The organism is Streptomyces hyaluromycini, assembly GCF_002217755.1.
GTDB classification, from domain to species: domain Bacteria; phylum Actinomycetota; class Actinomycetes; order Streptomycetales; family Streptomycetaceae; genus Streptomyces; species Streptomyces hyaluromycini.
In genome coordinates this window covers 243,938-266,358 of record NZ_BCFL01000025.1, presented here as the reverse complement: position 1 = coordinate 266,358, position 22,421 = coordinate 243,938, and the positions used below count along the sequence as shown (strand labels likewise).

Here is a 22,421-nt window from a genome sequence, read left to right as displayed (position 1 = left end):
CCGCGGCTGACCCAGGGTCAGTCTCACTCGTTCGTGGCTCGTCGCGCCCGCGTGCGCCGGGTAGGGCTCGGGGTGGAGGCGAACCATGGAACAGACCGTATTGCGTCCCAAGCCGATCCCCGGCCAGGATCGCGGGGACGACCCCCCATCCGACCCGGTGCGGCGCCCGCACGCCGCGCGCCGCCGCGGCCGCCGGATCAGGACCCTGCTGTTCGGATCGTTCGTCGGCACGGTCCTGGTGCTGTCCGGGGTCGGGCTGGGCACGGTGGGCGCCACCGTGATCGGCATGACCAAGCTGGCCGAACTGCGGCAGCAGACCCCGCCGACGACACCGGGCTCCGCACACCAGGCCACCCCCACCCCTTCGCCGACGGCAGCAACGGCGACCCTGGGCCTGGAGGCCGTGGACGCCGAGAAGGTGGGCGCACTGGTGGTGGGCGTCCATGTGCCGGGGCCGGGCTACTCCGCGGGGCTGGTGCGCGGCGACGTCCTGCTCCAACTCGGCGCCAGCCGGATCGACAGCGCGGCCGACCTGGTCCGGGCCGTGGACGACGCCCGCCCGGGAAAGGAGGCCAAGCTCACGGTCCGGCACGCGAGCGGGGGGTATCAGCAGCTGACGGTGGTGCCGGGCGTCGTGACCTGAAAGGGAGCCCGGCGCGAGCGCCCCGAAAGGGGCGCGGGGAACTGCGCGACCAGCCACGACCCACCCGCACCGGCAGTACAACCGCAACCCACCACGGCGGCTCCGCCCAAACCGGCTCGCGCCGCCCCGCCGCACCCGGCAGGATGCTCACCGAGGCCCCTACACTCCCCTCACCCGTACAGGGAGGCTCGGATGACCGGCAGTACGCCCGCCCCCTTCAATGCCGGCGACTACAAGTCCCGCATGACGCGCGCAGCGCACACCGCGGCGGACGCCGGCCTCGCCGGCCTCCTCATCGCCCCCGGCCCCGACATGGTGTGGCTCACCGGCTACACCCCCACCGCGGTCACCGAACGGCTCACCCTCCTCGTCCTGGCCCCCGGCAGGGACCCCGTCCTGATCGTCCCCACCCTCGAAGCCCCCGACGCCGAGAAGGCCGACGGCGCGGCCGTGCTGTCCCTGCGGGACTGGACCGACGGCACGGACCCCTACGCGGTGGCCGCCGACCTGCTCGGCAGGTCCGGCCGGTTCGGTATCAGCGACAACGCGTGGGCCATGCACCTGCTGGGCCTGCAGAAGACACTCCCCGACACGTCCTACGCCTCCCTCACCGACGCGCTGCCCATGCTCCGCGCCGTGAAGGACGCGGCCGAGCTCGAACTCCTCGCGGCCGCCGGAGCGGCTGCCGATTCAACGTTCGAGGAGATCCGCAAGGTTCCCTTCGCCGGCCGCCGCGAGTCCGACGTCGGCCACGACCTCGCCGACCTGCTGCGCCGCTTCGGCCACGACCAGGTCGACTTCACCATCGTCGGCTCAGGACCCAACGGCGCCAACCCGCACCACGAGGTCGGCGACCGGGTCATCCAGGACGGCGACATGGTCGTCCTCGACTTCGGCGGCCTCAAGGACGGCTACGGCTCCGACACCACCCGCACCGTGCACGTGGGCCCGCCGACCGCCGAGGAGCGCGAGGTGCACGACATCGTGCGCGCCGCCCAGGAGGCCGGCTTCCGGGCCGTCCGCCCCGGCGCCGCCTGCCAGGAGGTCGACCGGGCCGCCCGCGCGGTCATCACCGACGCCGGGTACGGCGAGTTCTTCATCCACCGCACCGGCCACGGTATCGGCGTCACCACGCACGAGCCGCCGTACATGATCGAGGGCGAGAAGCAGCCGCTCGTGCCCGGGATGTGCTTCTCCGTGGAGCCGGGCATCTATCTGCCGGGCCGCTTCGGGGTGCGGATCGAGGACATCGTCACGGTGACCGAGGACGGCGGCCGTCGTTTCAACAACACCACCCGCGAGATGGTCGTCGTGGGCTGACCGACCCCGGCCCGGAACCACCAGCTCGCCCCTACCCCACCCCGAACGGCAACGGCGCGATCCATGACCCAGGCACCGACTCCCACCGCGGACACCGTCCGCCGACTGGTCCGTTCGCTGCTCAAGGAGGGCGCGGGCGGAACCTCGGGCATCGACGTCCGGCCCGTCGCGGCGGGCGGCGCGCACACCACCTGGTGGGTCGGCACCCGCCATGTGCTGCGCCTCGCCCCCGACCGGGACGCCGCCGCCCGCCAGCGCCGCGAACTGCGCCTGCGCGACCTGGTCCGGCCGCACCTGCCCGTCGCCGTCCCGGCCAGCGTCGCACACGGCGAGTGGGCGCCGGGGCTGACGTACACGCTGGACACCGTGATCCCCGGCGGAACGGCCGAGGAGCACGACGTCTCCGCCGTCGGCGAGGCGGACCTGGCCGGGCTGCTCACCGGGCTGCGCGAGGTGCCGGTACGGCAGGCCGAGACGCTCGGCGTGCCGCGCACCCCGCCGCGCTCCCTGGAGGCGCTGCGCCGCATGGCCGTCCGCGCCGCCGTACGCCTCGCCGCCGCTGACGAGTTCGACCCCGCCCGGCTGCTCCAGCTGACCCCGCCGGGCGCCGCCCAGCTCGCCGCCCAGCCCGGTACCGCCGTACTGGCCCACCACGACCTCATGGGCGAGCACCTGGTGGTCAGCGTCGACGGCAGGGTGCGCGGCGTCCTCGACTGGACCGGCACGGCGGTGGGCGACCCCGCCGAGGACATCGCCGGGCTCGCCCTCGCCGTCGGCTCCGGCGCGGCCGTCCGCGCGGCCACCCTCGCCGGCTACGGCGCCCGCCCCTGTCTGCGCGGCCTGTGGCTGGCCCGCTGCGACACCGTCATCCGCCTCACCGACCGTCTCGAAGGCCGCGACGACAGCCCCCTGCCGCTGCTGCGCACCCGACTCCGGCGCGCCTGGGAGGCGATCCTGCTGGAGCGGGTGACGGAACTGCGCGAGGACACCGAGGACGACGCCGAGCTGTAGCGGGGGCGGCAGCCCGGCGGCGACGGGCCGTGGCGGGACGGCCGGTGCTCAGGCCTGGGTCAGTACCACGCACGACTCGCCCGGCACCCGCAGCACCCCGTCCGCGTCCGGTGCCGCCACGGTGTCCCACGCGGCCAGGACCTCCACCCTGCCGGTGCCGAGCGGGATCGCCGCCGGCTCCTTGCCCAGGTTCACCGCCACCCGCACGTCCCCGCGCCGGAACGCCAGCCAGCGTGCCGCCTCGTCGTACGCCACCTTGGTGTCGGCGAGATCGGGATCGGTGAGGTCCGGCTGCCCGTGGCGCAGCGCGATCAGCCGGCGGTACCAGGCCAGCACGCGCGCGTGCGGCTCGCGTTCCGGCTCCGACCAGTCCAGACAGGACCGCTCCCGGGTCGCCGGGTCCTGCGGATCGGGCACGTCCTCCTCGGCCCACCCGTGCGCCGCGAACTCCCGCCGCCTGCCGCGCCGTACGGCCTCCGCCAGATCCGGGTCCGTGTGGTCGGTGAAGAACTGCCAGGGGGAGCCGGCCGCCCACTCCTCGCCCATGAACAGCATCGGCGTGAAGGGCGCGGTCAGGGCCAGGGCGGCGGCACAGGCCAGCAGGCCCGGGGAGAGGATCGCCGAAAGCCGGTCGCCCTGGGCGCGGTTGCCGATCTGGTCGTGGGTCTGGGTGTAGCCGAGCAGCCGGTGCCCGGCCACCTGCGCGCGGTCCAGCGGGCGGCCGTGCCGGCGGCCGCGGAAGCTGGAGTACGTGCCGTCGTGGAAGTAGCCGCCGGTGAGCGTCTTGGCGAGGGCGGCGAACGGGTCGCGGGCGAAGTCGGCGTAGTAGCCCTGGGACTCGCCGGTCAGCGCGGCATGCAGGGCGTGGTGGAAGTCGTCGCTCCACTGCGCGTCCAGGCCGAACCCGTGCTCCGCGCGCGGGGTGATGACCCGCGGGTCGTTCAGGTCGGACTCGCCGACGAGGAACAGCGGCCGGCCCGACTCGGCCGCCAGAGCGGCCACGGCCGTCGACAGCTCCTCCAGGAAGTGGCACGCGCGCGTGTCCCGCAACGTGTGCACCGCGTCCAGGCGCAGCCCGTCGATCCGGTAGTCCCGCAGCCAGGCCAGCGCGCTGCCCAGCAGATACCCGCGCACCTCGTCCGACCCGGGCGCGTCCAGGTTCACGGCGGAGCCCCAGGGCGTGTGGTGCGTCTCCGTGAAGTACGGCCCGAACGCGGGCAGGTAGTTGCCGGACGGGCCGAGGTGGTTGTGCACGACGTCCAGCACCACGCCGAGGCCGAGTTCGTGGGCCCGGTCGACAAACCGTTTCAGTGCCTCGGGGCCGCCGTACGGCTCGTGCACCGCCCACAGCGACACCCCCTCGTACCCCCAGCCGTGCCGGCCGGGGAACGGGCACAGCGGCATCAACTCCACATGCGTGACGCCCAGTTCCCGCAGGTGGCCGAGGCGGGCGGCGGCCGCGTCCAGGGTACCCTCCGGGGTGTACGTGCCCACGTGCAGCTCGTAGAGCACCGCGCCCGGCAGCGCGCGCCCCGGCCAGGTGGCACGCCACTCGTGGCGTCCGTGGTCGACGACCGCGCTGAGCCCGTCCGGGCCGTCCGGCTGGCGGCGTGAGCGCGGGTCGGGCAGCACAGGGCCGTCGTCCAGGGCGAACCCGTACCGCGTGCCGTCCTCGGCGTCGGCCTCCCCGGTCCACCAGCCGGGCCGCTCCGGGGCGCGCTCCAACGCGCGCGTGGTGCCGTCGCAATGGAGCGTCACACGGTCTGCCTGCGGTGCCCACACCTCGAACTGCACGGACGGTCCCCTTCGTCTGGCTCATCGTGAGGTAGTCCGTCCATCGTGCCGCGAAAGCGATCAGTCCGCTTTTGAATCCCGGCTTTCCCGGCGGGTGTCGCCGTACGTACGCGCGCGTGACGGCCGTTTCCCCGTTTTCTGGACACCCGGGGTTCACTGACTCAGAATCGGCAGCGTGACGTCGTCCTTCGAGTTCCACACCTACCCCGCGCGGCTGTCCGACGCGGAGCGTGACAAGGCGCTGAGCGTGCTGCGTGACGGCGTCGCCATGGGACGGCTGTCGCACGACACGTTCGTGCGCCGCATGGAGCTGGCGCTCGCCGCCCGCCGCGCCGAAGAACTCGCCGCGCTCACCGCCGACCTGCCCCAGGAGAGCCGCTTCGCGCGCGTGCTCTTCGGCACGGTCGAGGCCGTCTCCGGCTTCACCGTACGGCTGCGCCGGGCCTGGCAGGCCGAGCGGCTGCCCAAGCTGCTGCTGCCGCAGCCGGGCAACGGTCACCCGCTGCGCATCGGCCGCGACCCCGCCAACGGGCTGCGGCTCAACCACGAGACTGTCTCCCGGGTGCACGCCGAACTCCGCCACCAGGGCGGCCGGTGGGTCCTGCGGGACCTCGGCTCCACCAACGGCACGACCGTGAACGGCCGCCGGGTGACCGGCGCCGCCGTCGTCCGCGAGGGCGACCAGGTCGGCTTCGGCCGGATGGCCTTCCGGCTCGCGAGCGACTGAACCCCGGGCCGGTCCCCCGCCATCTGAACCGTCCCGCGCGGTGGCCGAAAAGTGTTTGTCCGTCGTGGTGTTGACGTACCCCTCAAGTCGTGACTGACTGTGCGTGCACCATGCACACCATGTGAATCGACGGCACCGCAATGTGGAGGTGTGACCTGCCGCCCCTCCACCGCTATCCGTCTGTGGACGAGCTCGCCTCGCGGGCGGCCGCACTGGTCGCCGACCGCCCCCGGGACGCCCGGCTGCGCAGGGCGGGCGTCTCCCGCGCGGGCACGCCGATGTGGCTGCTTTCCATCGGTCACGGCGCCCGGCACGTCCTCGTCGTCGCAGGCCCGCACGCCAACGAACCCGTCGGCGGTGCCACCGTGCTGCGCCTCGCCGACCGGGTCCTCGCCGACCCGAGGCTCACCGAGGACGCGGACGTCACCTGGAACCTGCTGCTGTGCCTGGACCCCGACGGCGCCCGCCGCAACGAGGGCTGGCTGGCCGGGCCGTACACCCTGGGCCACTACTTCCGGAACTTCTTCCGGCCCGGCTTCCTGGAGCAGCCCGAATGGCTGCCCGACGGGGCGGACGCGGCCGCACTGCCCGAGACCAGGGCGCTGCTCGACCTCCAGGACGAGCTGCGGCCGTTCCTCCAGTGCTCACTGCACGGCGTCGACGTCGGCGGCGGCTTCGTCGAGCTGACCCGCGACCTGCCGGGCCTCGACCGGCGCCTCGCGCACACCGCGACCCGGCTCGGCATCCCCCGCGAACTGGGCGCCTACGACACCCTGTACTGGCCCACCCTGGGCCCGGCCGTCTACCGCGTCCCGCCGCCCCGCCGGGGCGACCTGGCCGCCGCCCTCACCGAGGCCGCCGTCGAGTCCACCTGGTTCCACCCGTACCGGCACGGCACCGTCACCGCCATCGTCGAGGCGCCCATGTGGGGCGTGGCCGCCGTCCAGGACGGCACACCGCCCGCCGACCGGGACGCGGTGCTGCGCGCCGTCAGCCGGACCCTGCGGCGCGACACGGACCTCCTGGACGGCGTCCTGGCCCGGGTCAGGACGCAGCTGTCCGCGGCGCCGGACGCGGCCCGGCTGCTCGCGCCGGTCGACGACCACCTGCTCGTCTGTCCCGTCCTCGCCGACGCCTGGGACCCCGACACGGACGCCGGCAGCGCCCGCCCGCTGCCCCCGCTCAGCTCGGCCCACCTGGCCGCCCTGCGCATCGCCGGGCGGCGGCTGGCCCTGCGCGCCGCCGGACTGCTGCACCAGCTCCTGCGCAGCACCGGCCACGACCCCGCCGCCGCCCTGCCCGACCTGGACCGGCTGATCGACACCTGGTGCGCGGACTACCACGACACCCTCGGCGCGCGCTGGATCCCGGTCGCACGCCAGGCCGAGTACCAGACACGTGTGGTCCTGAGCGCGTTCGAACTGGCCCACCGCCACGCGCGCGTGCGTGCTCGATCGGGTGAGCCGGGCTGGGGGACCGAGCCCGTCGTGCCGATGCACGGGGAATGACGCATCTCAGCAAAGCGACAGCGGCCGGCGGTGCCCTGCTGGCGGCCGCCGCCCTTCTCGCCGCCGGACCGGCCCAGGCCGCGCCGGGCGCGGCGCGTGACGGCGACTACCTGTACCTGACCGTCACCAAGGGCGACAGCCACTCCAGCGACACGCGCGGCACGCTGCTGCTGTGCGACCCGCCGCAGGGGCACTCCCGCGCGGCCGAGGCGTGCGCCGAACTCGACGCGGTGGGCGGTGACATCGCCCGCGTCACCCCGGCCAAGGACGCGCTGTGCCCGATGGTCTACGCCCCGGTGACCGCCCAGGCGCGCGGGCAGTGGAACGGCCGGCCGATCGAGTACCGCGAGACGTTCTCGAACTCCTGCCAGCTGGCGGCCCGGACGGGTCCGGTCTTCGCCCTCGACGGCTGACCGGCCGGCCCCGGCGGCGGCGTGCGGCCCCCGGGCCGGCCCCGGGCCTCACGCCGCCTGCTCACGCGCGTGCTGTGCGGCCGCCAGTACCGTCCGGGACTGGTGCTCCACCTGGCGTTCCAGCGGTACCCAGCGGGCCCGGAAACGCTCGCCGTAGGCCTCGCACCAGGAGGCAACCAGCTCCTCCAGCCGCGGCGCCGCGCGGTCGTCCGCCTCCCGCAGCACCCGCAGCAGCATTGACGCGGCCCGCAACGGCAGCCGCCGCCCGAAGGCGTCCACGCTGCCGACGTACGCCATCGTGGTGTCGACCGGCGGCCGCTGGATCCAGTCCTCGGCCAGCCCGGGGATCAGCCCCAGCGCCCAGCGGGCCGCCCGCAGCAGCGGCCCGTCCAGGCCGCTCAGGCCGTCCAGCCGGGGCAGCACCTCGGCCAGCACCCGCTCCACCTCCCGCGAGTCCTGCAGCAGCCGGCGCGCCAGCCGGCGCATCGCCGCCGCCGGCGCCGGGTGCGGCGCCGGGTCGTCGACCAGGTCGCTCGCCCACATCGGCACCTCGACCACGGCCGTCAGACCGCCGTAGCGGTGCGCGTGGTACCAGGTGCTGTGCCGCGCGTCGTCGGGCATGCTCGGGTACGCCACCCCCGTCTCCGGACCGGGCATCACCCGCACTCCGGGCCCCGAGTGCGGCCAGCCCGCGGCGTCCGAGGCACCCGTCTCCACCGGTATGTGCAGCTCCGCCGCGGACTTGGCGAACGGTTCGGCGAGCCCCGGCACGTCCCTCGTCAACTGCACCCAGCTGCCGCCCAGATCGGTGCCGTGCAGCGTCACCTGGAGGTAGGGGCGCAGCTCGTCGATCACCCCGAGCAGGGCCCGGGTCTCGGGCGGCAGCCGGTCCGGCGGCAGTACCGACGGCGACCACTCCGGCTGCTCCGGGCCCGCCGGCCGGTAGAAGCCGAGGTGGTAGTCGAGCAGGCTGCGCGGGGCCGGGGTGACGTGCAGGCTCGCCCCGTCCGGGTCCGCGCACAGCAGGAAGTGCCAGGAGTTCTCCGCCCGCAGGTCCCGCTCGTGCAGCACCCGTTCGGCCAGTACCTGGAGGGTGCCGCCCCCCGTCGGCTCGTTGGCGTGGGCGCCCGCGACCACCAGCACCGCGCGCCGGGCGTGCCCGACGGACAGCAGGTGCAGCGGTCTGCCCGCGCGGGAGACGCCGATCTGCCGCAACGTGCACAGGCCGGGCCGGTGAGCGGCCAACGCCCGGGCGGTTGCGACGAGTTCGGGAACACTGGGGTAACGCAGCTCCGGCAGGAGACTCACCCCCGACTTGTCCGCCCGGCTTCGCATTCCCCAGTCCCGCACGGCATAGGTGAACTGTCAAGAACCTCCCGGGGGAGGCTCCAGGGGGCGCCCGGAGGCGTGTGCGGACGGCCGGCGGGGCGGTTGTCGCCTGTTGGGGGTGCGAAGCCATTACGGGGCGCGGAACGACTCCGCGCGCCGATAACCGACGCGGTCCGCGCCCGGCGAGTTTCAGTAATTCGACGAATCGGCCACATATTCACTCGTACGAGTGAATTCTGTCGTCAGTTCCCGTCTTCCACCCGCTCCAGCAGCGCCACCGGCAGCCTCGCGAAGAGCTCGCCCACGCGCGCGTGACCCGTGAACTCCCGCCCCGGCGCGAGCACGTCGGCCCACCGCCCCGGCGGCAGCGGCAGGACCGTGTCCCGCCAGCCGCCCGCCGAGGCCAGCCGCAGCGACAGGCGGGTCACCGCCGTGACCACCTCCCCGGAGCGCGCGAACGCGAGACAGTGCGCCGCGGCCGGCCCCTCGGCCGTCAGCGGCGCATACGTCGCCGTGTCCCCGAAGGCGTCCGGGCGCCGCGCCCGCAGCCGCAGCGCCGCCGCCGTCACCGCGTCCTTCTCGCCCGGGTGTGCCGGCGGGAAGGAGACCGGCCGCCGGTTGTCCGGGTCCACCAGCGCCCGGTACTCGCCCTCCGTGCCCTGGTAGACGTCCGGCACCCCCGGCATCGTCAGATGGACCAGGGCCGTCCCCAGCACGTTCGCCCGGACGTGCGGCCCCAGCGAGGCCCGGAAGGCCGCCACGCGCTCTCCTGGCACCCCGCACGGCCCCGCCGCGACGAACGAGACCACCGCCTCCTCGTACGGCGGCTCCTGCTCCGTCCAGCTCGTGTACAGGCCCGCCTCCCGCACATGCTTCACCAGCGCTCCCCGCACCCGCTCCGGGGCCGCAGGACCGAGCCCGAACACCGTCTGCCAGGCCGCCCAGGCCAGCTGCGCGTCCGGCACCCCCTCCCCGTCCAGGGTCACCTCGGTCAGCACGTCCGCCCAGCGCTCCGGACACTCCGTCAGCACCGCCAGGGCGGCCCGCACATCGGCGCTGCGCTTGGTGTCGTGCGTCGTCACCACCGTCCCGGTCAGCGGCCAGTCGCGCTGCACGCGCGCGCAGTACGCGTGGAAGGCGTCGGGGCAGACGCCCGGGCTGCCCGGGTCCCCGCCCACCTCGGTCGCCGACAGCAGCGGCACATAGCGGTAGAACGCCGTGTCCTCCACGGACTTGGCCCGCAGCGCCGAGGCGGTCTGCGCGAACCGCGTCCGGAACTCCGCGAGCCCCGGCCCGTCCCCCGCCAGGAGCAGCCCGCGCACCACGTCCACCGCCCCGCCCTCCGCGGGCACCACGAAGGCCCGCCGGGCCTCCTCGGCCGCCTCCGCGGTGACCACGGCGGACACCTCACCGGAGGCGTACGGCCGGTACACCCGCATCCGCACCAGCAGCTCCTGCAGCGCGGTGCGCAGCGCCCAGGGCGCCCGGTCGCGCAGGGCGGGATCCGGCGAGGTCGCGCACGCGCGCGTGGCCACCCGCGTCAGCCGGTCCGTCTCGGCCGCCAGCTCGTGCGTGATCACCTTGTACGCCGCCCGCCGCACGGTGGCCGCCCAGTCGCCGCCCCGGTCCGTCTGCGGGGCCGCGAACCTCCGGTACTGGCCCAGCAGTTCACCGGCGCCCGCGGGATCCGTGAACAGGCCGTCCACGTGCCGCAGGGCGTCGTACCCGGTGGTCCCCGCGACCGGCCAGCCGGCCGGCAGCTGCTCGCCGTCGGCCAGGATCTTCTCCACGACCGTCCAGCGCCCGCCGGTCGCCTCGTGCAGCCGCGCGAGATAGCCGTCGGGGTCGGCGAGCCCGTCGGGATGGTCGACGCGCAGCCCGTCCAGCACGCCCTCGTGCAGCAGCTGGAGGATCTTGCCATGGGTGGCCTCGAACACCTCCGGGTCCTCCACCCGCACCCCGATCAGCTCCGAGATGCTGAAGAACCGCCGGTAGTTCAGCTCGGTACGGGCCAGCCGCCACCACACCGGGCGGTACCACTGGGCGTCCAGCAACTCCGGCAGCGGCAGGTCCGCGGTGCCCGCGCGGAGCGGGAAGGCGTGCTCGTGGTAGCGCAGGACGTCCCCGTCGACCACCAGCTGCCCGAGCACCTCGCCGACCGGGCCGCCCAGCACCGGCACCAGCAGCTGCCCGCCCTGTGCCTCCCAGTCGACGTCGAACCAGCGCGCGTACGGCGACTTCGGGCCCTCCCGCAGTACCTCCCACAGGGCGTGGTTGTGGCGGGGGGACATGGCCATGTGGTTCGGCACGATGTCGGCGACGAGGCCGAGACCGTGTTCCCGCGCGGTACGCGCGAGTGCGCGGAGCCCGTCCTCGCCGCCGAGTTCCTCACGCACGCGCGCGTGGTCCACGACGTCGTAGCCGTGGGTGGAGCCGGGGACGGCCTCCAGGACGGGGGAGAGGTGGAGGTGGGAGATGCCGAGCGAGGCGAGATACGGCACGGCCGAGGAAGCCGCCGAGAAGGGGAAGCTGGGCTGGAGCTGGAGTCGGTAGGTGGCCGTCGGCGTGGTGAGGGCAGTTCGCTCGGCTGTCATGCGGACGTATGTACCCGTCTCGTTTGTTTTTGTGTCACAGTGCGGGCCCGGTGGGGGTTGATCGCGCTCACGCGGCGGTAGCCGCACATCGAATACAGCCCCGCGCCCCTGAAGGGGCGCGTTTAGGCGGGCCTCTTTAGAACGGTCAGGCTTCGGCTCGTCAACGTCAGACGTTCGCCGCCGTCCATCTTCGGTCCGGCCGACACCGGCTCCGCCTGTGCCGTGTCGACCACCACCTCCCACTGGCGGCCGTGGTTCACCGGTACCAGGAACTCCAGGGGGTCCGGTGAGGCGTTGAACATCAGCAGGAACGAGTCGTCCGCGATCCGCTGGCCCCGGGTGCCCGGTTCCGAGATCGCGTTGCCGTTGAGGAAGACCGTGAGGGCCGACGCCTGGGCCGAGTCCCAGTCCCGCTGGACCATCTCGTGGCCCTCCGGGGTGAACCAGGCGATGTCGGAGAGCTCGTCGTGGGTGCCCTCCACCGGGCGGCCGTGGAAGAAGCGGCGGCGCCGGAAGACCGGGTGCTCCTTGCGCAGCCGCGCCATCGCGCGCGTGAAGGCCAGCAGCTCGCTGTCGTCGTCGGGAGCCGGCCAGTCCACCCAGGACACCTCGTTGTCCTGGCAGTACGCGTTGTTGTTGCCCTGCTGGGTGCGCGCGAACTCGTCGCCGTGGCCGATCATGGGCACGCCCTGGGACAGCATCAGGGTGGCGATGAAGTTCCGCATCTGGCGTTCGCGCAGTTCGAGGACGGCGGGGTCGTCGGTGTGGCCCTCGACCCCGCAGTTCCAGGACCGGTTGTAGCTCTCGCCGTCGCGGTTGTCCTCGCCGTTGGCCTGGTTGTGCTTGTCGTTGTACGAGACGAGGTCGTGCAGCGTGAAGCCGTCGTGGCAGGTGACGAAGTTGATGGAGGCCAGCGGGCGGCGGCCGTCGTCCTGGTACAGGTCGGAGGAACCGGTCAGCCGGGACGCGAACTCCGCCAGTGCGCGCGGTTCGCCGCGCCACAGGTCGCGCACGGTGTCCCGGTACTTGCCGTTCCACTCGGTCCACAGCGGCGGGAAGTTGCCCACCTGGTAGCCGCCCTCGCCCACGTCCCACGGCTCGGCGATCAGCTTCACCTGGGAGACGACCGGGTCCTGCTGCACCAGGTCGAAGAACGACGAAAGGCGGTCCACCTCGTGGAACTGCCTCGCCAGGGTCGCCGCGAGGTCGAAGCGGAAGCCGTCGACATGCATCTCGGTGACCCAGTAGCGCAGCGAGTCCATGATCATCTGGAGGACGTGCGGGGACCGCATCAGCAGCGAGTTGCCGGTGCCGGTGGTGTCCATGTAGTAGCGCGGGTCGTCCGTCAGGCGGTAGTACGACTGGTTGTCCAGGCCGCGGAAGGACAGCGTCGGGCCCAGGTGGTTGCCCTCGGCGGTGTGGTTGTAGACCACGTCGAGGATCACCTCGATCCCGGCCTCGTGCAGCGCCCGGACCGCCGACTTGAACTCCAGGACCTGCTGGCCGCGGTCGCCCCAGGAGGCGTACGCGTTGTGCGGGGCGAAGAAGCCGATGGTGTTGTAGCCCCAGTAGTTGTTCAGGTCCATGTCGACCAGCCGGTGGTCGTTCACGAACTGGTGGACCGGCATCAGCTCCAGGGCCGTGACGCCCAGCGCCGTCAGGTGGTCGATGACGGCCGGGTGGGCCAGGCCCGCGTAGGTGCCGCGCAGCTCCTCCGGCAGGCCCGGGTGGCGCATGGTCAGGCCCTTCACATGGGCCTCGTAGATCACCGTGTGGTGGTACTCGGTGCGCGGCCGCCGGTCGTCGCCCCAGTCGAAGTACGGGTTGATCACCACCGACGTCATGGTGTGCGGCGCCGAGTCCAGGTCGTTGCGCTTGTCGGGGTCGCCGAAGTGGTAGCCGTACACCTCCTCGCCCCAGCGCACCGATCCGCCGATCGCCTTCGCGTACGGGTCGAGCAGCAGCTTCGCCGAGTTGCAGCGCTGCCCGCGCCCGGGGTCGTACGGGCCGTGCACCCGGAAGCCGTAGCGCTGCCCGGGCATCACGCCCGGCAGGTACGCGTGCCGGACGAAGGCGTCGCTCTCCCGCAGTTCCACCGCCGTCTCGGAGCCGTCGTCGTGCAGCAGACACAGCTCGACTCGGTCCGCGGCCTCCGTGAACACCGCGAAGTTGGTCCCGGCGCCGTCGTACGTGGCGCCGAGCGGATATGCCTCTCCAGGCCAGACCTGCATGAAGTCGACTCTTCCAGGTGTGTCCTGCGCCCGAGGGCGCCTTGGTCATGAGTCTGCCCGAAAGTAATGGAACCCCATCTGACTTGCACCCCTCTTACCCGGCGACCAGTGCACACAGTGGCCCATGTGGCGAAGTGTGCCGAACCAGTGGGGCATACACGTACTCCCTGTGACCAAGGGGGAGTAAGGGGAAGATGTGCGCAAGATAGTGCATCGCCATCTGGGCAAAGTGGTGGCCGGTGCGGGGCTGGCGGTAGCGGGGACCGCCGTGATGGTCGGGATCACCCTGCCGGGTACGGCAGGGGCGAACGAGTCGGGAGGCAGTGACGGGAGCGCGGCGGCGGCCGCGCAGCAGGCGGGGCAGGGCCAGGGCGCCGTCAAGCCGGGCGTGGTGGAACAGGCGCCGGCCGAGGGGAAGAAGGGCACGGGCAGCGACCCGCTGACCGACGACGAGACCAAGCGCGTCGAACAACTCGCTCTGACCAAGCAGATGTTCAGCGCCGGGGAGAACGTCGAGGGCCGGCGCGGCCCGGAGCGACTCAGCGTCGATCTCGCCGAGCCGGACGCGAACGAACTGGACGCCACGAACGCGCCGCGCCGTGCGGACGTGACGTTCTACGACTACCGGGACGACACCCTCGTCACCCGGACCGTCAACCTGGACACCGGCAAGGTCGAGCAGACCACCAGCCGCACGGGCGTGCAGCCGCCGCTCAGCCACGACGAGAACGTCGAGGCCCTCAAGGTGCTGATCGCCGATCCGCTCGGCGCCGGCCTGAAGGCGGACTTCAAGGACGCCACCGGCACCGAGCTGACCGACCCGGAACAGCAGCTGCTGCTCAACAGCGCGGTCTACCGTGCCACTCCGGGCGCCCAGCCGGCCGCGCTCGACAAGTGCGGCGAACACCGCTGCGTGCGGCTCTTCCCGAAGGTCAAGAACGGGCCGTGGATCGACGCCAGGTCGCTCATCGTCGACCTCAGCGCGCGCAAGGTCGTGAAGCTCGGCCGCTGAGCCGGCCCTTCCGTTCACCTTTCCACTTTCACCCTGCATCTCCCGTACCAGGAGTCACTTCGTCATGCACCCGAACAGAATCCGCCGTGCCCGCAGGACGGCCGCCGTCGGCCTGTCCGCGGCCGCGCTGGCCGCCGGCGTGACCAGCGCGGCCGGACCCGCCGTCGCCCAGCCGAAGGCCGCCGCGGCCGCCGCCGACTGCTCCGCCGCGTACCGCATCGAGCAGAAGCTCTCCACCGGCACCACCTGGCGGATGTGCTGGCGCTACGACAGCAAGGCCGGACTGGTCCTGGAGCACATCTCCTACCAGCCCAAGGGCGAGCCGGCCCCCATCAAGGTGCTCTCCAGCGCCCGCCTCGCCCAGATCGACGTCCCCTACGACGACGGCAGCGTCGAGTACGACGACCTGACCGGCTTCGGCTTCGCCCAGGGCCTGGTGCCGCTCGACTCGGCCGAGTGCCCCGGCGGCACCATCAAGACCGTCAAGGTCCCCGAGGCCTGGGATCCGGCCCACCCCAACGTCAACGGCCTGTGCACCACCACCCGTTCGCGCGGCCACGCCTACCGGATGCAGGCCGACACCGGCAACCGGGTGTACCAACAGCAGGGCAAGGACCTGTTGATCTACACCGTCAACAAGGTCGGCTGGTACGAGTACATGACCGAGTGGCGGTTCCAGGACGACGGCACGATCAACATGAACGTCGGCGCCACCGGCAGCCTCTCCCCGGGCGACTACGACGCCGGGGACGGCCGCGGCTGGCCGATCGGCAAGGGCGCCCACGCCTACGCCACCAGCCACGCCCACAACGTGTTCTGGAAGCTGGACTTCGACCTCGACGGCTCCTCCAAGAGCCGTATCGAGCAGTACGACTCGAAGGTCAGCGCACCGGCCCACGGCCAGGAGGCGCCCACCAACAAGACCACCCGTACCAATGTCACCAAGGAACTCGCCGGTGACGCCGAGAACATGCGCTGGTGGCGGGTGGTCAGCACGGCCGGCAAGAACAAGGACGGGCACGCGCGTTCGTACGAGATCGTCCGGGGCGCCAGCAGCAAGTACCCGGGCCACGCGTTCACTTCGCACGACGTCTACTTCACCCAGTACGACAAGTGCGAGCTGTTCGCCAGCAACAACCCGGGCTGCGCGAGCGGTCACCCCAAGACCGTCGACAAGTTCGTCAACGGGCAGACCCTCACCAACCCCGTGGTCTGGGTGAACGTCGGTTTCCACCACATCGCGCGCGACGAGGACCAGCAGCCGATGCCGGTCCACTGGCAGGGCTTCTCCATCGCCCCGCGTGACGTCACCGCTATGAATCCGCTCACTCCGGCCGCCCTTGCTGATCAGAACGGACAGCCCGGAAACGGTAGTTGAGAAACGACCTGTGCATCCGGCTGCACCGCCGACCGCTCCCGGAGTACCCTTCCTTGATCGTTGGCACAGGGAGAGCTCGGGGGAGCGGAAGGCGGTGCACGGGTGGGCTCGGGAGGCCTGGAGCTGCCCCCTGGTGACGAGGGTCACGAGGGGAACTCCACAGACGTCCCGCCCGGCGCGGTGTCCCTGGCCCGCCCGATGGACGCCACGGGCTCCATCGGGCCGGAGCTGGAGTGGGACGCCGACGCCTGGCTGGAGGTGCGTACGCGCGCCCAGCGGGCCGGCCGGGCCTACATCTGGCTGAACCTCGTCGAACAGCGGATGCGCACGGTCGTGGCCGCCGTGCTGCGGCCCATCTACGAACCCGTCCACGGCGACGAGTGGGTGATCGCCGCGGCCGGTCCGGCCGGCCAGGAGTGGGTCCAGCGCGCGGCCGCGGTCCGCGAGGTCAGCCGCCGCAAGGGGTACCTGCTCGACCCCGCCGACGACAACGTGCTCAGCTTCCTCACCCTGCCGCAGCTGCGCGAGCTGATGGTGCAGCACTGGCCCTGCTTCGAGCCGTACTTCGACGAGCGCCGGGACGTCGAGCTCGCCCTGGACGAGCTGGAGGTGACCCGCAACATCGTCTCCCGCAACCGGGCGCTGTCCGGGGCCGTCCTGGACCAGGCCGAGCGCGCCTCCGCCCGGCTCCTGGAGATGCTCGGCGCGGGCGGCGACGTGCCCTCGGCGCGCCGGCTGCCGGTGGACGCGGTGGAGGACCTCGTCGGCGACCGCTACGCGGACGTCGTGGCCGTCCACCCCGACCGGGTCCGCCTCATGCGCCAGTTCCCGGCCGAGGACCTCTTCGGCGGTGCCCGCCGCCTGGACGCCATCGGCATCGGCCTCAACCTGCTCGTGCAGAACTTCTCCGGCCGCCGTCTGATCCGGCTCGCCGAGTCCGGCTGCCGGGTCCGGCTCCTCTTCCTCAACCCCGCCTCCAGCGCGGTCAAGCGCCGCGAACGCGAACTCGGGATGAAAAGGGGCGAGCTGGGCCGCTCGGTCGAGATGAACATCCTGCACATGCGCCGGGTCCGCTCCCGGCTGCGCGACCCGGGCGCCTTCGAGATCCAGGTGTACGACGACACCCCCCGCTTCTCCGCCTACCTGGTGGACGGCGACGGCGCGGACGGCGTCGCGGTCGTCCAGTCCTATCTGCGCGGGGCGCGCGGGATGGAGTCGCCGGTGCTGGTGCTCCGCAACGGCGGCAAGGTGGTCAAGTCGGACGACGCCATGGAAACAGGGCTCTTCCCGACGTACCGCGAGGAGTTCGAGACGGCTTGGGTGGATTCGCGCCCGGTGTCCTGACGCGTGTGCGCCGGTGAGGCGCCGGTAAGCGGAACGCGGTCATCTGATTGTCAGTGGCGCATGCGAGGGTGGAGACCACTGGGGGAAAGCACCACCAAGAAGGGGGGCCGCCCATGGGCTGGCACCAGGAGCTCCTGATCGGCTTCGACCTGGAGACGACGGGTACGGATCCGCGCGAGGCACGGATCGTCACGGGGGCCGTGATCGAGGTCAGGGCCGGGCAGGAGCTGGGCCGCCGCGAGTGGCTGGCGGATCCGGGCGTGGAGATCCCGGCCGACGCGGTCGCCGTGCACGGCATCAGCAACGAGCGGGCGGCGGCGGAGGGCAGGCCGGCCGACCAGGTCGCCGACGCCCTCGCGGACGTCCTCACGGGCTACTGGAAGACCGGCGTCCCGGTCGTCGCCTACAACGCGACCTTCGACCTCACCCTGCTCTCGGCGGAACTGCGCCGCCACGGGCTCCCGTCCCTCTCCGACCGCCTCGGCGGCCTGGACCCCGCGCCGGTCATCGACCCGTACACCATCGACCGCCGGGTCGACCGCTACCGCCGCGGCAAGCGGAACCTGGAAGCGGTCTGCGCCGAGTACGGCATCACCCTCGCCGCCGCCCACAACGCCTCGGCCGACGCCCTCGCGGCGGCGCGCCTGGCCCGCGCGATAGCCGACCGGCACCCGAAGATCGCGGCGCTGGGTCCGGCGGAGCTGCACCGGCGGCAGGTGGAGTGGTACGCGGAGTGGGCGGCGGACTTCCAGCAGTTCTTGCGGCGCAAGGGGGAGGCCGACGCGGTGGTGGACGGGGCGTGGCCGTTGCGGGAGCTGGTCGACGCCGTTTGAGCGTTCCGCTCAGCTGGTAGTGCCGGGATGCGTCGTTGTTCGTCGTTCGTCTGCGGCGCCGTTGGGGCTGGTCGCGCCCACGCGGCGGAGCCGCAAATTGACACAGTCCCGCGCCCCTTACGGGGCGCGTTTCCGCCGTCAGAAGGGATACCAGCGCACCGACTCGTCGCCCTCGCGTAGCGACGCCACCCGGCGTTCGAACTCCGCGCGTGCCTTCGGGTTGGTCGGTGCGTGCTGGGCGACCCACGCGCAGCTGGCCGTCTCGCGGGCGCCGCGCAGCACGCCGCACCCCTCCCACTCGCGCACATCCCACCCATAGGCCGTGACGAACGAGTCGTACGCCTCGGCCGGCATCCCGTACCGGTCCCGGGACAGTGCCATCACCACCAGGTCGTGCTCGCGCAGGTCGGAGGAGAAGGTCTCCAGGTCGACCAGGACCGGGCCGTCCGGGCCGACGTGCACATTGCGGGGCAGCGCGTCCCCGTGGATCGGCCCCGGCGTCAGATGCGGCGTCAGCGCGGCCGCGGCTGCCGCGAAGCCGTCCCGGCGCTCGCGCAGATACGCCGCGTCGGCGGGGTCGATCGCGTCGCCGGCCAGCCGCAGCCAGCGCTCCACTCCGCCCAGCAACTCGCGGGGCGGCAGGGCGAAGGGGGGAGCGGGCAGTGCGTGCACGATCCGCAGCAGTTCGGCCAGATCGCGCGGCTCGGCCGGCCGCACCGGATCCGCCAGCCGGTGCCACACGGTCACCGGGTGACCCTCGACGAGCAGTGCCTTCGGCTCGGCGGCCCGTACGGCCGGTACGCCCGCCTCCGCCAGCCACCCGGCGATCTCCAGCTCCCGCCGGGCCCGGTCCAGGAGCTCGGCGTCGCGGCCCACCTTGACCACCAGGTCCCCGGCGGCGAACACCGCGTTCTCGCCCAGGGCCAGGAGTGAGGCGTCGGCCGCCGTACCGGGCAGCACATCCGCCGCGGCCAGTACGTCCCGCGCCCTTGCCTCGTCCATCGTCCGCCTCCGTGTCCGTTCCCGACGCCCGGGTGCCCGTGGCTGTGCGGGTGCACACGGCGTCGTCCTTTCGTCGTCAGGCGGCCAGTTTCGCATCCACGGAGGCCGGACCGGGGGCGCCGTCCCTTGACGAGGTCACCGGCCTTCACGACCATGTCCAGGCCCGACCGGGCCGCGCAAAGGGGGATGCCGTGGCATTGGTGACCGACGTGGCGAGTACGAGGCGGCCGGTCGCCGCACGTGTCACCGACCGGGGCGCCTGGTTCCTGGTGCTGCCCGCCCTGATCCCGATCCTCGTGCTGAGCGTCGGCCCGCTGCTCTACGGCATCCTGCTGGCGTTCACCGACGCCCAGTCCGGCCGGACCGCGGCGACCCGGTGGACCGGGGGTCTCAACTTCCGGGACCTGCTGCACGACACCCTCTTCTGGGAGTCGTTCCGGATCGGTCTGGTCTGGGCCGTAGGGGTGACCGTGCCCCAGTTCCTGCTCGCGCTCGGCCTCGCCCTTCTCCTCAACCAGGAGTTACGGCTGCGCCGGCTGGCCCGCGCCCTCGCGATCGTCCCGTGGGCGATGCCCGAGGTCGTCGTCGGCATCATCTGGCGGCTGGTGTACAACCCGGACGCGGGCGTCCTCAACGAGACCCTGCACGACCTGGGCCTCGGCGACGGCCGGGACTGGCTGAGCGGCCTCGGCACCGCCCTGCCCGCCGTGATCGTCGTCGGCGTCTGGGCCGGGATGCCGCAGACCACCGTCGCCCTGCTGGCCGGACTCCAGAACACCCCGCGCGAGCTGCACGAGGCGGCGGCGGTGGACGGCGCGGGCGCCTGGCGCCGCTTCCGCACGGTCACCTGGCCCGCCCTGAGACCCGTGGCCCTGGCCGTCACCGCCCTCAACCTGATCTGGAACTTCAACTCCTTCGCCCTGGTCTACGTCCTCACCAACGGCGGCCCCGGCGGCAAGACCCGGCTGCCGATGCTCTTCGCCTACGAAGAGGCCTTCCGCTACGGCCAGTTCGGGTACGCGGCGGCGATGGGCTGTGCGATGGTCGCGGTGATCGCGGTGCTGCTGGCGGTCTTCCTGGCGGGCCGGCTGCGGGGAGGCGAGGACGCGTGAAGACCCGTACCGGCGCCCGCGTCGCCCAGTACGCGGCTCTGCTCGCCTATCTCGTCTTCCTGGCCTTCCCGCTGCTGTGGCTGCTCTCCACGGCCTTCAAGTCGCCGACCGAGCTGGGCAGTCTGCACCCCACCTGGATCCCCCGCCACCCCACCCTGGCCAACTTTCGCCAGGCCTTCGACGAACAGCCCCTGCTCCGAGCCGGCCTCAACTCCCTGCTCGCCGCGCTCGGCGCCGCGCTGATCGCTGTCCTCCTCGCGACCCCGATGGCGTACGTCATGGCACGGCGCCGCACCGCGCTGTCCCGGGCGGTGACCGGGTGGGTGGTGGTCAGCCAGGCGTTCCCGTTCGTCCTGGTGATGATCCCGCTGTTCCTGGTGCTGAAGAACCTGCGGCTGATCGACTCGCTGGCCGGGCTGGTGATGGTCTATGTGGTGTGGGCGTTGCCGTTCGCGCTCTGGATGCTCGTCGGTTTCGTCCGCGCGGTGCCCATCGAGCTGGAGGAGGCGGCGGCGGTCGACGGGGCCGGGCGGCTGCGGACACTGGTGTCGGTGACGGCACCGCTGCTGGCGCCCGGGATCGTGGCGACCGGGCTGTTCGCCTTCGTCACCGCGTGGAACGAGTTCTTCTTCGCGCTGGTGCTGCTGAAGACACCGGAGAAACAGACCCTGCCGGTCGTCCTCACCCATTTCATCGGCGCGGAGGGCGTGGCCGACCTGGGCCCGCTGGCGGCGGCCGCCTTCCTCGCCACCCTGCCCTCGCTGCTCGTCTTCGCGCTGGTGCAGCGGCGGATCACGGGCGGGATGTTCACCGGGGCGGTGAAGAGCTGATGCGCACCAGGCTCGGCACGGCGGTCGCCGTACTCCTCCTGCTGCTAGCGGGCTGCACCTCCGCATCCCGCACCGGCGGCCCGATCACCCTCCGTTTCCAGTCCCTGGCCTGGCAGGACGAGTCGGTCGCCGCCAACAAGGAGCTGGTGAAGGAGTGGAACGCCACCCATCCGGACGTCAAGGTCGAGTACGTGCAGGGCAGTTGGGACAGCATCCACGACCAGCTGCTCACCTCCTTCGAGGGCGGTGAGGCCCCGGACATCATCCACGACGCCTCCGACGACCTCGCGGACTTCGCCTACGGCGGCTACCTCGCCGACCTGACCGGCCTGCTGTCCGCCCGCCTCAAGTCCGGTATACCGCAGCGCAGTTGGCAGACGGCGACCTTCGGGAACGGCATCTACGGCGTGCCCTTCCTCCAGGAGCCGCGCGTCCTGATCGCCAACAGGACCTGGCTCGCGAAGGCCGGCGTGTGGATACCCACCCCCGAACACCCCTGGACATGGGCGGAGTTCCGGCAGATCACCAGGCAGCTGAGCGGCGGCGGCAGGTACGGCGTCGCCTGGCCGCTCAAGGAGCCCGTCTCCGCCACGCTCAACCTGTCGCTGTCGGCGGGCGGCCGGCTCTTCCACCGGGGCGCCGACGGGAAGGTGACCGTGCGCTTCGGGGCCGCCGACCAGGTCGTGCCGCGCACCGTCCACGACCAGGTCGACGTGGACCACAGCGCGCCCGGCTCCACCCTGGGCAGCGGCGGCTCGGACACCCTGCCGGGCTTCTTCGGCGGCAGGTACGCGATGGTCCCGCTCGGCTTCTCCTACCGACAGCAGATCGTCCAGCAGGCGCCCAAGGGCTTCGAGTGGGAGGTGCTGCCCGCCCCGGCCGGCGCCGACGGCCTCGCCCAGGGCGTCAGCCCGCAGACGCTGTCCGTCGCCGCGGACAGCCCGCACAAGAAGGAGGCGGCCGAGTTCATCGACTTCCTGCTCCGGCCGAAGAACATGGTCCGGCTCGCCCTCGGCGACTGGATGCTGCCCACCGGCACCGAGGCTCTCAAGGACCCCGTCCTGCACACGGACAGGTACGGGTGGGCCACCGGCACCGCCCTCGCCGAGTACCTCAGCCCGGCGCCCGCCCAGACGGTCCGCGGCTACCCCGAGTGGAAGGACAAGGTGGCCACCCCGGCCCTCCAGGAGTACTACAGCGGCGCGATCGGCCTCGGTGAACTCCGCCACCGGCTGGAGAAGGACGGCAACCTGGTGCTGGCCCGCTACCAGCGCTGACCGCATCTGCTCGCGGCCGGCGCCGGGCACCCGAACCGGCAGAACAGGGCCCGCTGGCTCCCC

At 72.6% G+C, this 22,421-nt stretch carries 18 protein-coding genes; 13 read left to right on the top strand and 5 right to left on the bottom strand.

Translation table 11 applies throughout. From position 1 onward, the window contains the following. Window positions 1-85 precede the first annotated feature (85 nt). The 3 genes from SSP29_RS33635 (at window position 86) to SSP29_RS33625 (ending at window position 2,974) form a co-directional block, all read left to right on the top strand. The gene (locus SSP29_RS33635) at window positions 86-643 is read left to right on the top strand and encodes a PDZ domain-containing protein (RefSeq protein ID WP_089104656.1); all 558 of its coding nucleotides are present in this window, start codon (window positions 86-88) and stop codon (window positions 641-643) included. Between the two features lie 192 nt (window positions 644-835). Further along, the gene (locus SSP29_RS33630) at window positions 836-1,963 is read left to right on the top strand and encodes an aminopeptidase P family protein (RefSeq protein ID WP_089104655.1); all 1,128 of its coding nucleotides are present in this window, start codon (window positions 836-838) and stop codon (window positions 1,961-1,963) included. 63 nt (window positions 1,964-2,026) lie between these two features. After that, window positions 2,027-2,974: a phosphotransferase family protein gene (locus SSP29_RS33625; RefSeq protein ID WP_089104654.1), complete on the top strand. Its 948-nt coding sequence runs from the start codon at window positions 2,027-2,029 to the stop codon at window positions 2,972-2,974. A gap of 48 nt (window positions 2,975-3,022) precedes the next feature. Here SSP29_RS33625 and treZ read toward each other — a convergent pair whose 3' ends face one another. Further along, window positions 3,023-4,768: a malto-oligosyltrehalose trehalohydrolase gene (treZ, locus tag SSP29_RS33620; RefSeq protein ID WP_089104653.1), complete on the bottom strand. Its 1,746-nt coding sequence runs from the start codon at window positions 4,766-4,768 to the stop codon at window positions 3,023-3,025. Window positions 4,769-4,943: 175 nt separating this feature from the next. On the opposite strand from treZ, the gene SSP29_RS33615 reads away from it, so the two are divergent. The 3 genes from SSP29_RS33615 (at window position 4,944) to SSP29_RS33605 (ending at window position 7,416) form a co-directional block, all read left to right on the top strand. Next, window positions 4,944-5,495, top strand: a complete 552-nt coding sequence (locus SSP29_RS33615) for an FHA domain-containing protein (RefSeq protein ID WP_089104652.1) — start codon at window positions 4,944-4,946, stop codon at window positions 5,493-5,495. A 140-nt stretch (window positions 5,496-5,635) separates the two neighbouring features. Continuing rightward, window positions 5,636-7,003: a M14 family zinc carboxypeptidase gene (locus SSP29_RS33610; protein ID WP_089104651.1), complete on the top strand. Its 1,368-nt coding sequence runs from the start codon at window positions 5,636-5,638 to the stop codon at window positions 7,001-7,003. Next, window positions 7,000-7,416 carry a subtilase-type protease inhibitor gene (locus tag SSP29_RS33605; RefSeq protein ID WP_089104650.1) on the top strand — a complete coding sequence of 139 codons (417 nt, stop codon included), beginning with the start codon at window positions 7,000-7,002 and terminating at the stop codon, window positions 7,414-7,416. The genes SSP29_RS33610 and SSP29_RS33605 overlap by 4 nt, the downstream gene beginning before the upstream one ends. Before the next feature lie 48 nt (window positions 7,417-7,464). Here SSP29_RS33605 and SSP29_RS33600 read toward each other — a convergent pair whose 3' ends face one another. The 3 genes from SSP29_RS33600 to glgX all read right to left on the bottom strand — a co-directional run bounded on the left by SSP29_RS33600 (window position 7,465) and on the right by glgX (window position 13,570). Then, window positions 7,465-8,724, bottom strand: a complete 1,260-nt coding sequence (locus SSP29_RS33600; protein ID WP_089104768.1) for a M14 family zinc carboxypeptidase — start codon at window positions 8,722-8,724, stop codon at window positions 7,465-7,467. A gap of 263 nt (window positions 8,725-8,987) precedes the next feature. After that, window positions 8,988-11,339, bottom strand: coding sequence for a malto-oligosyltrehalose synthase (gene treY / locus SSP29_RS33595; protein WP_089104649.1), 2,352 nt, complete (start codon window positions 11,337-11,339; stop codon window positions 8,988-8,990). A 122-nt stretch (window positions 11,340-11,461) separates the two neighbouring features. After that, window positions 11,462-13,570, bottom strand: coding sequence for a glycogen debranching protein GlgX (gene glgX, locus SSP29_RS33590; protein WP_089104648.1), 2,109 nt, complete (start codon window positions 13,568-13,570; stop codon window positions 11,462-11,464). Between the two features lie 196 nt (window positions 13,571-13,766). Between glgX and SSP29_RS33585 the strand changes: the two genes are divergently transcribed. From SSP29_RS33585 to SSP29_RS33570, 4 genes are all read left to right on the top strand, one after another. Further along, window positions 13,767-14,582, top strand: a complete 816-nt coding sequence (locus tag SSP29_RS33585; RefSeq protein ID WP_089104647.1) for a Tat pathway signal sequence domain protein — start codon at window positions 13,767-13,769, stop codon at window positions 14,580-14,582. Between the two features lie 64 nt (window positions 14,583-14,646). Further along, the gene (locus SSP29_RS33580; RefSeq protein ID WP_089104646.1) at window positions 14,647-15,960 is read left to right on the top strand and encodes a copper amine oxidase; all 1,314 of its coding nucleotides are present in this window, start codon (window positions 14,647-14,649) and stop codon (window positions 15,958-15,960) included. A gap of 102 nt (window positions 15,961-16,062) precedes the next feature. Then, window positions 16,063-17,304, top strand: coding sequence for a DUF5919 domain-containing protein (locus SSP29_RS33575; RefSeq protein ID WP_089104645.1), 1,242 nt, complete (start codon window positions 16,063-16,065; stop codon window positions 17,302-17,304). 113 nt (window positions 17,305-17,417) lie between these two features. Next, complete coding sequence (locus tag SSP29_RS33570; RefSeq protein ID WP_089104644.1) at window positions 17,418-18,137, top strand: 3'-5' exonuclease; 720 nt, start codon at window positions 17,418-17,420, stop codon at window positions 18,135-18,137. Window positions 18,138-18,275: 138 nt separating this feature from the next. Here the strand turns inward: SSP29_RS33570 and SSP29_RS33565 are convergent, their stop codons facing one another. After that, entirely contained in the window at window positions 18,276-19,139 is an 864-nt protein-coding gene (locus SSP29_RS33565) for a phosphotransferase enzyme family protein (protein WP_089104643.1), read from the bottom strand. 200 nt (window positions 19,140-19,339) lie between these two features. Between SSP29_RS33565 and SSP29_RS33560 the strand changes: the two genes are divergently transcribed. The 3 genes from SSP29_RS33560 to SSP29_RS33550 are packed head-to-tail and all read left to right on the top strand — an operon-like array spanning window position 19,340 to window position 22,358. Next, a complete protein-coding gene (locus tag SSP29_RS33560) occupies window positions 19,340-20,251 on the top strand; it encodes a carbohydrate ABC transporter permease (RefSeq protein WP_089104642.1) in 912 nt (303 codons plus the stop codon). Beyond that, complete coding sequence (locus tag SSP29_RS33555; protein WP_089104641.1) at window positions 20,248-21,081, top strand: carbohydrate ABC transporter permease; 834 nt, start codon at window positions 20,248-20,250, stop codon at window positions 21,079-21,081. Before SSP29_RS33560 ends, SSP29_RS33555 begins: the two co-directional genes overlap by 4 nt. Next, window positions 21,081-22,358: an ABC transporter substrate-binding protein gene (locus SSP29_RS33550; RefSeq protein ID WP_089104640.1), complete on the top strand. Its 1,278-nt coding sequence runs from the start codon at window positions 21,081-21,083 to the stop codon at window positions 22,356-22,358. The genes SSP29_RS33555 and SSP29_RS33550 overlap by 1 nt, the downstream gene beginning before the upstream one ends. Window positions 22,359-22,421 lie beyond the last annotated feature (63 nt).

Excerpts from the sequence above, each read along its gene's own strand:
- SSP29_RS33635 (WP_089104656.1), top strand. The coding sequence starts at position 86 with ATGGAACAGACCGTATTGCGTCCCAAGCCGATCCCCGGCCAGGATCGC.
- SSP29_RS33630 (WP_089104655.1), top strand. The coding sequence starts at position 836 with ATGACCGGCAGTACGCCCGCCCCCTTCAATGCCGGCGACTACAAGTCC.
- SSP29_RS33625 (WP_089104654.1), top strand. The coding sequence starts at position 2,027 with ATGACCCAGGCACCGACTCCCACCGCGGACACCGTCCGCCGACTGGTC.
- SSP29_RS33610 (WP_089104651.1), top strand. The coding sequence starts at position 5,636 with ATGTGGAGGTGTGACCTGCCGCCCCTCCACCGCTATCCGTCTGTGGAC.
- SSP29_RS33605 (WP_089104650.1), top strand. The coding sequence starts at position 7,000 with ATGACGCATCTCAGCAAAGCGACAGCGGCCGGCGGTGCCCTGCTGGCG.
- treY (WP_089104649.1), bottom strand. The coding sequence starts at position 11,339 with ATGACAGCCGAGCGAACTGCCCTCACCACGCCGACGGCCACCTACCGA.
- glgX (WP_089104648.1), bottom strand. The coding sequence starts at position 13,570 with ATGCAGGTCTGGCCTGGAGAGGCATATCCGCTCGGCGCCACGTACGAC.
- SSP29_RS33580 (WP_089104646.1), top strand. The coding sequence starts at position 14,647 with ATGCACCCGAACAGAATCCGCCGTGCCCGCAGGACGGCCGCCGTCGGC.
- SSP29_RS33570 (WP_089104644.1), top strand. The coding sequence starts at position 17,418 with ATGGGCTGGCACCAGGAGCTCCTGATCGGCTTCGACCTGGAGACGACG.
- SSP29_RS33565 (WP_089104643.1), bottom strand. The coding sequence starts at position 19,139 with ATGGACGAGGCAAGGGCGCGGGACGTACTGGCCGCGGCGGATGTGCTG.
- SSP29_RS33550 (WP_089104640.1), top strand. The coding sequence starts at position 21,081 with ATGCGCACCAGGCTCGGCACGGCGGTCGCCGTACTCCTCCTGCTGCTA.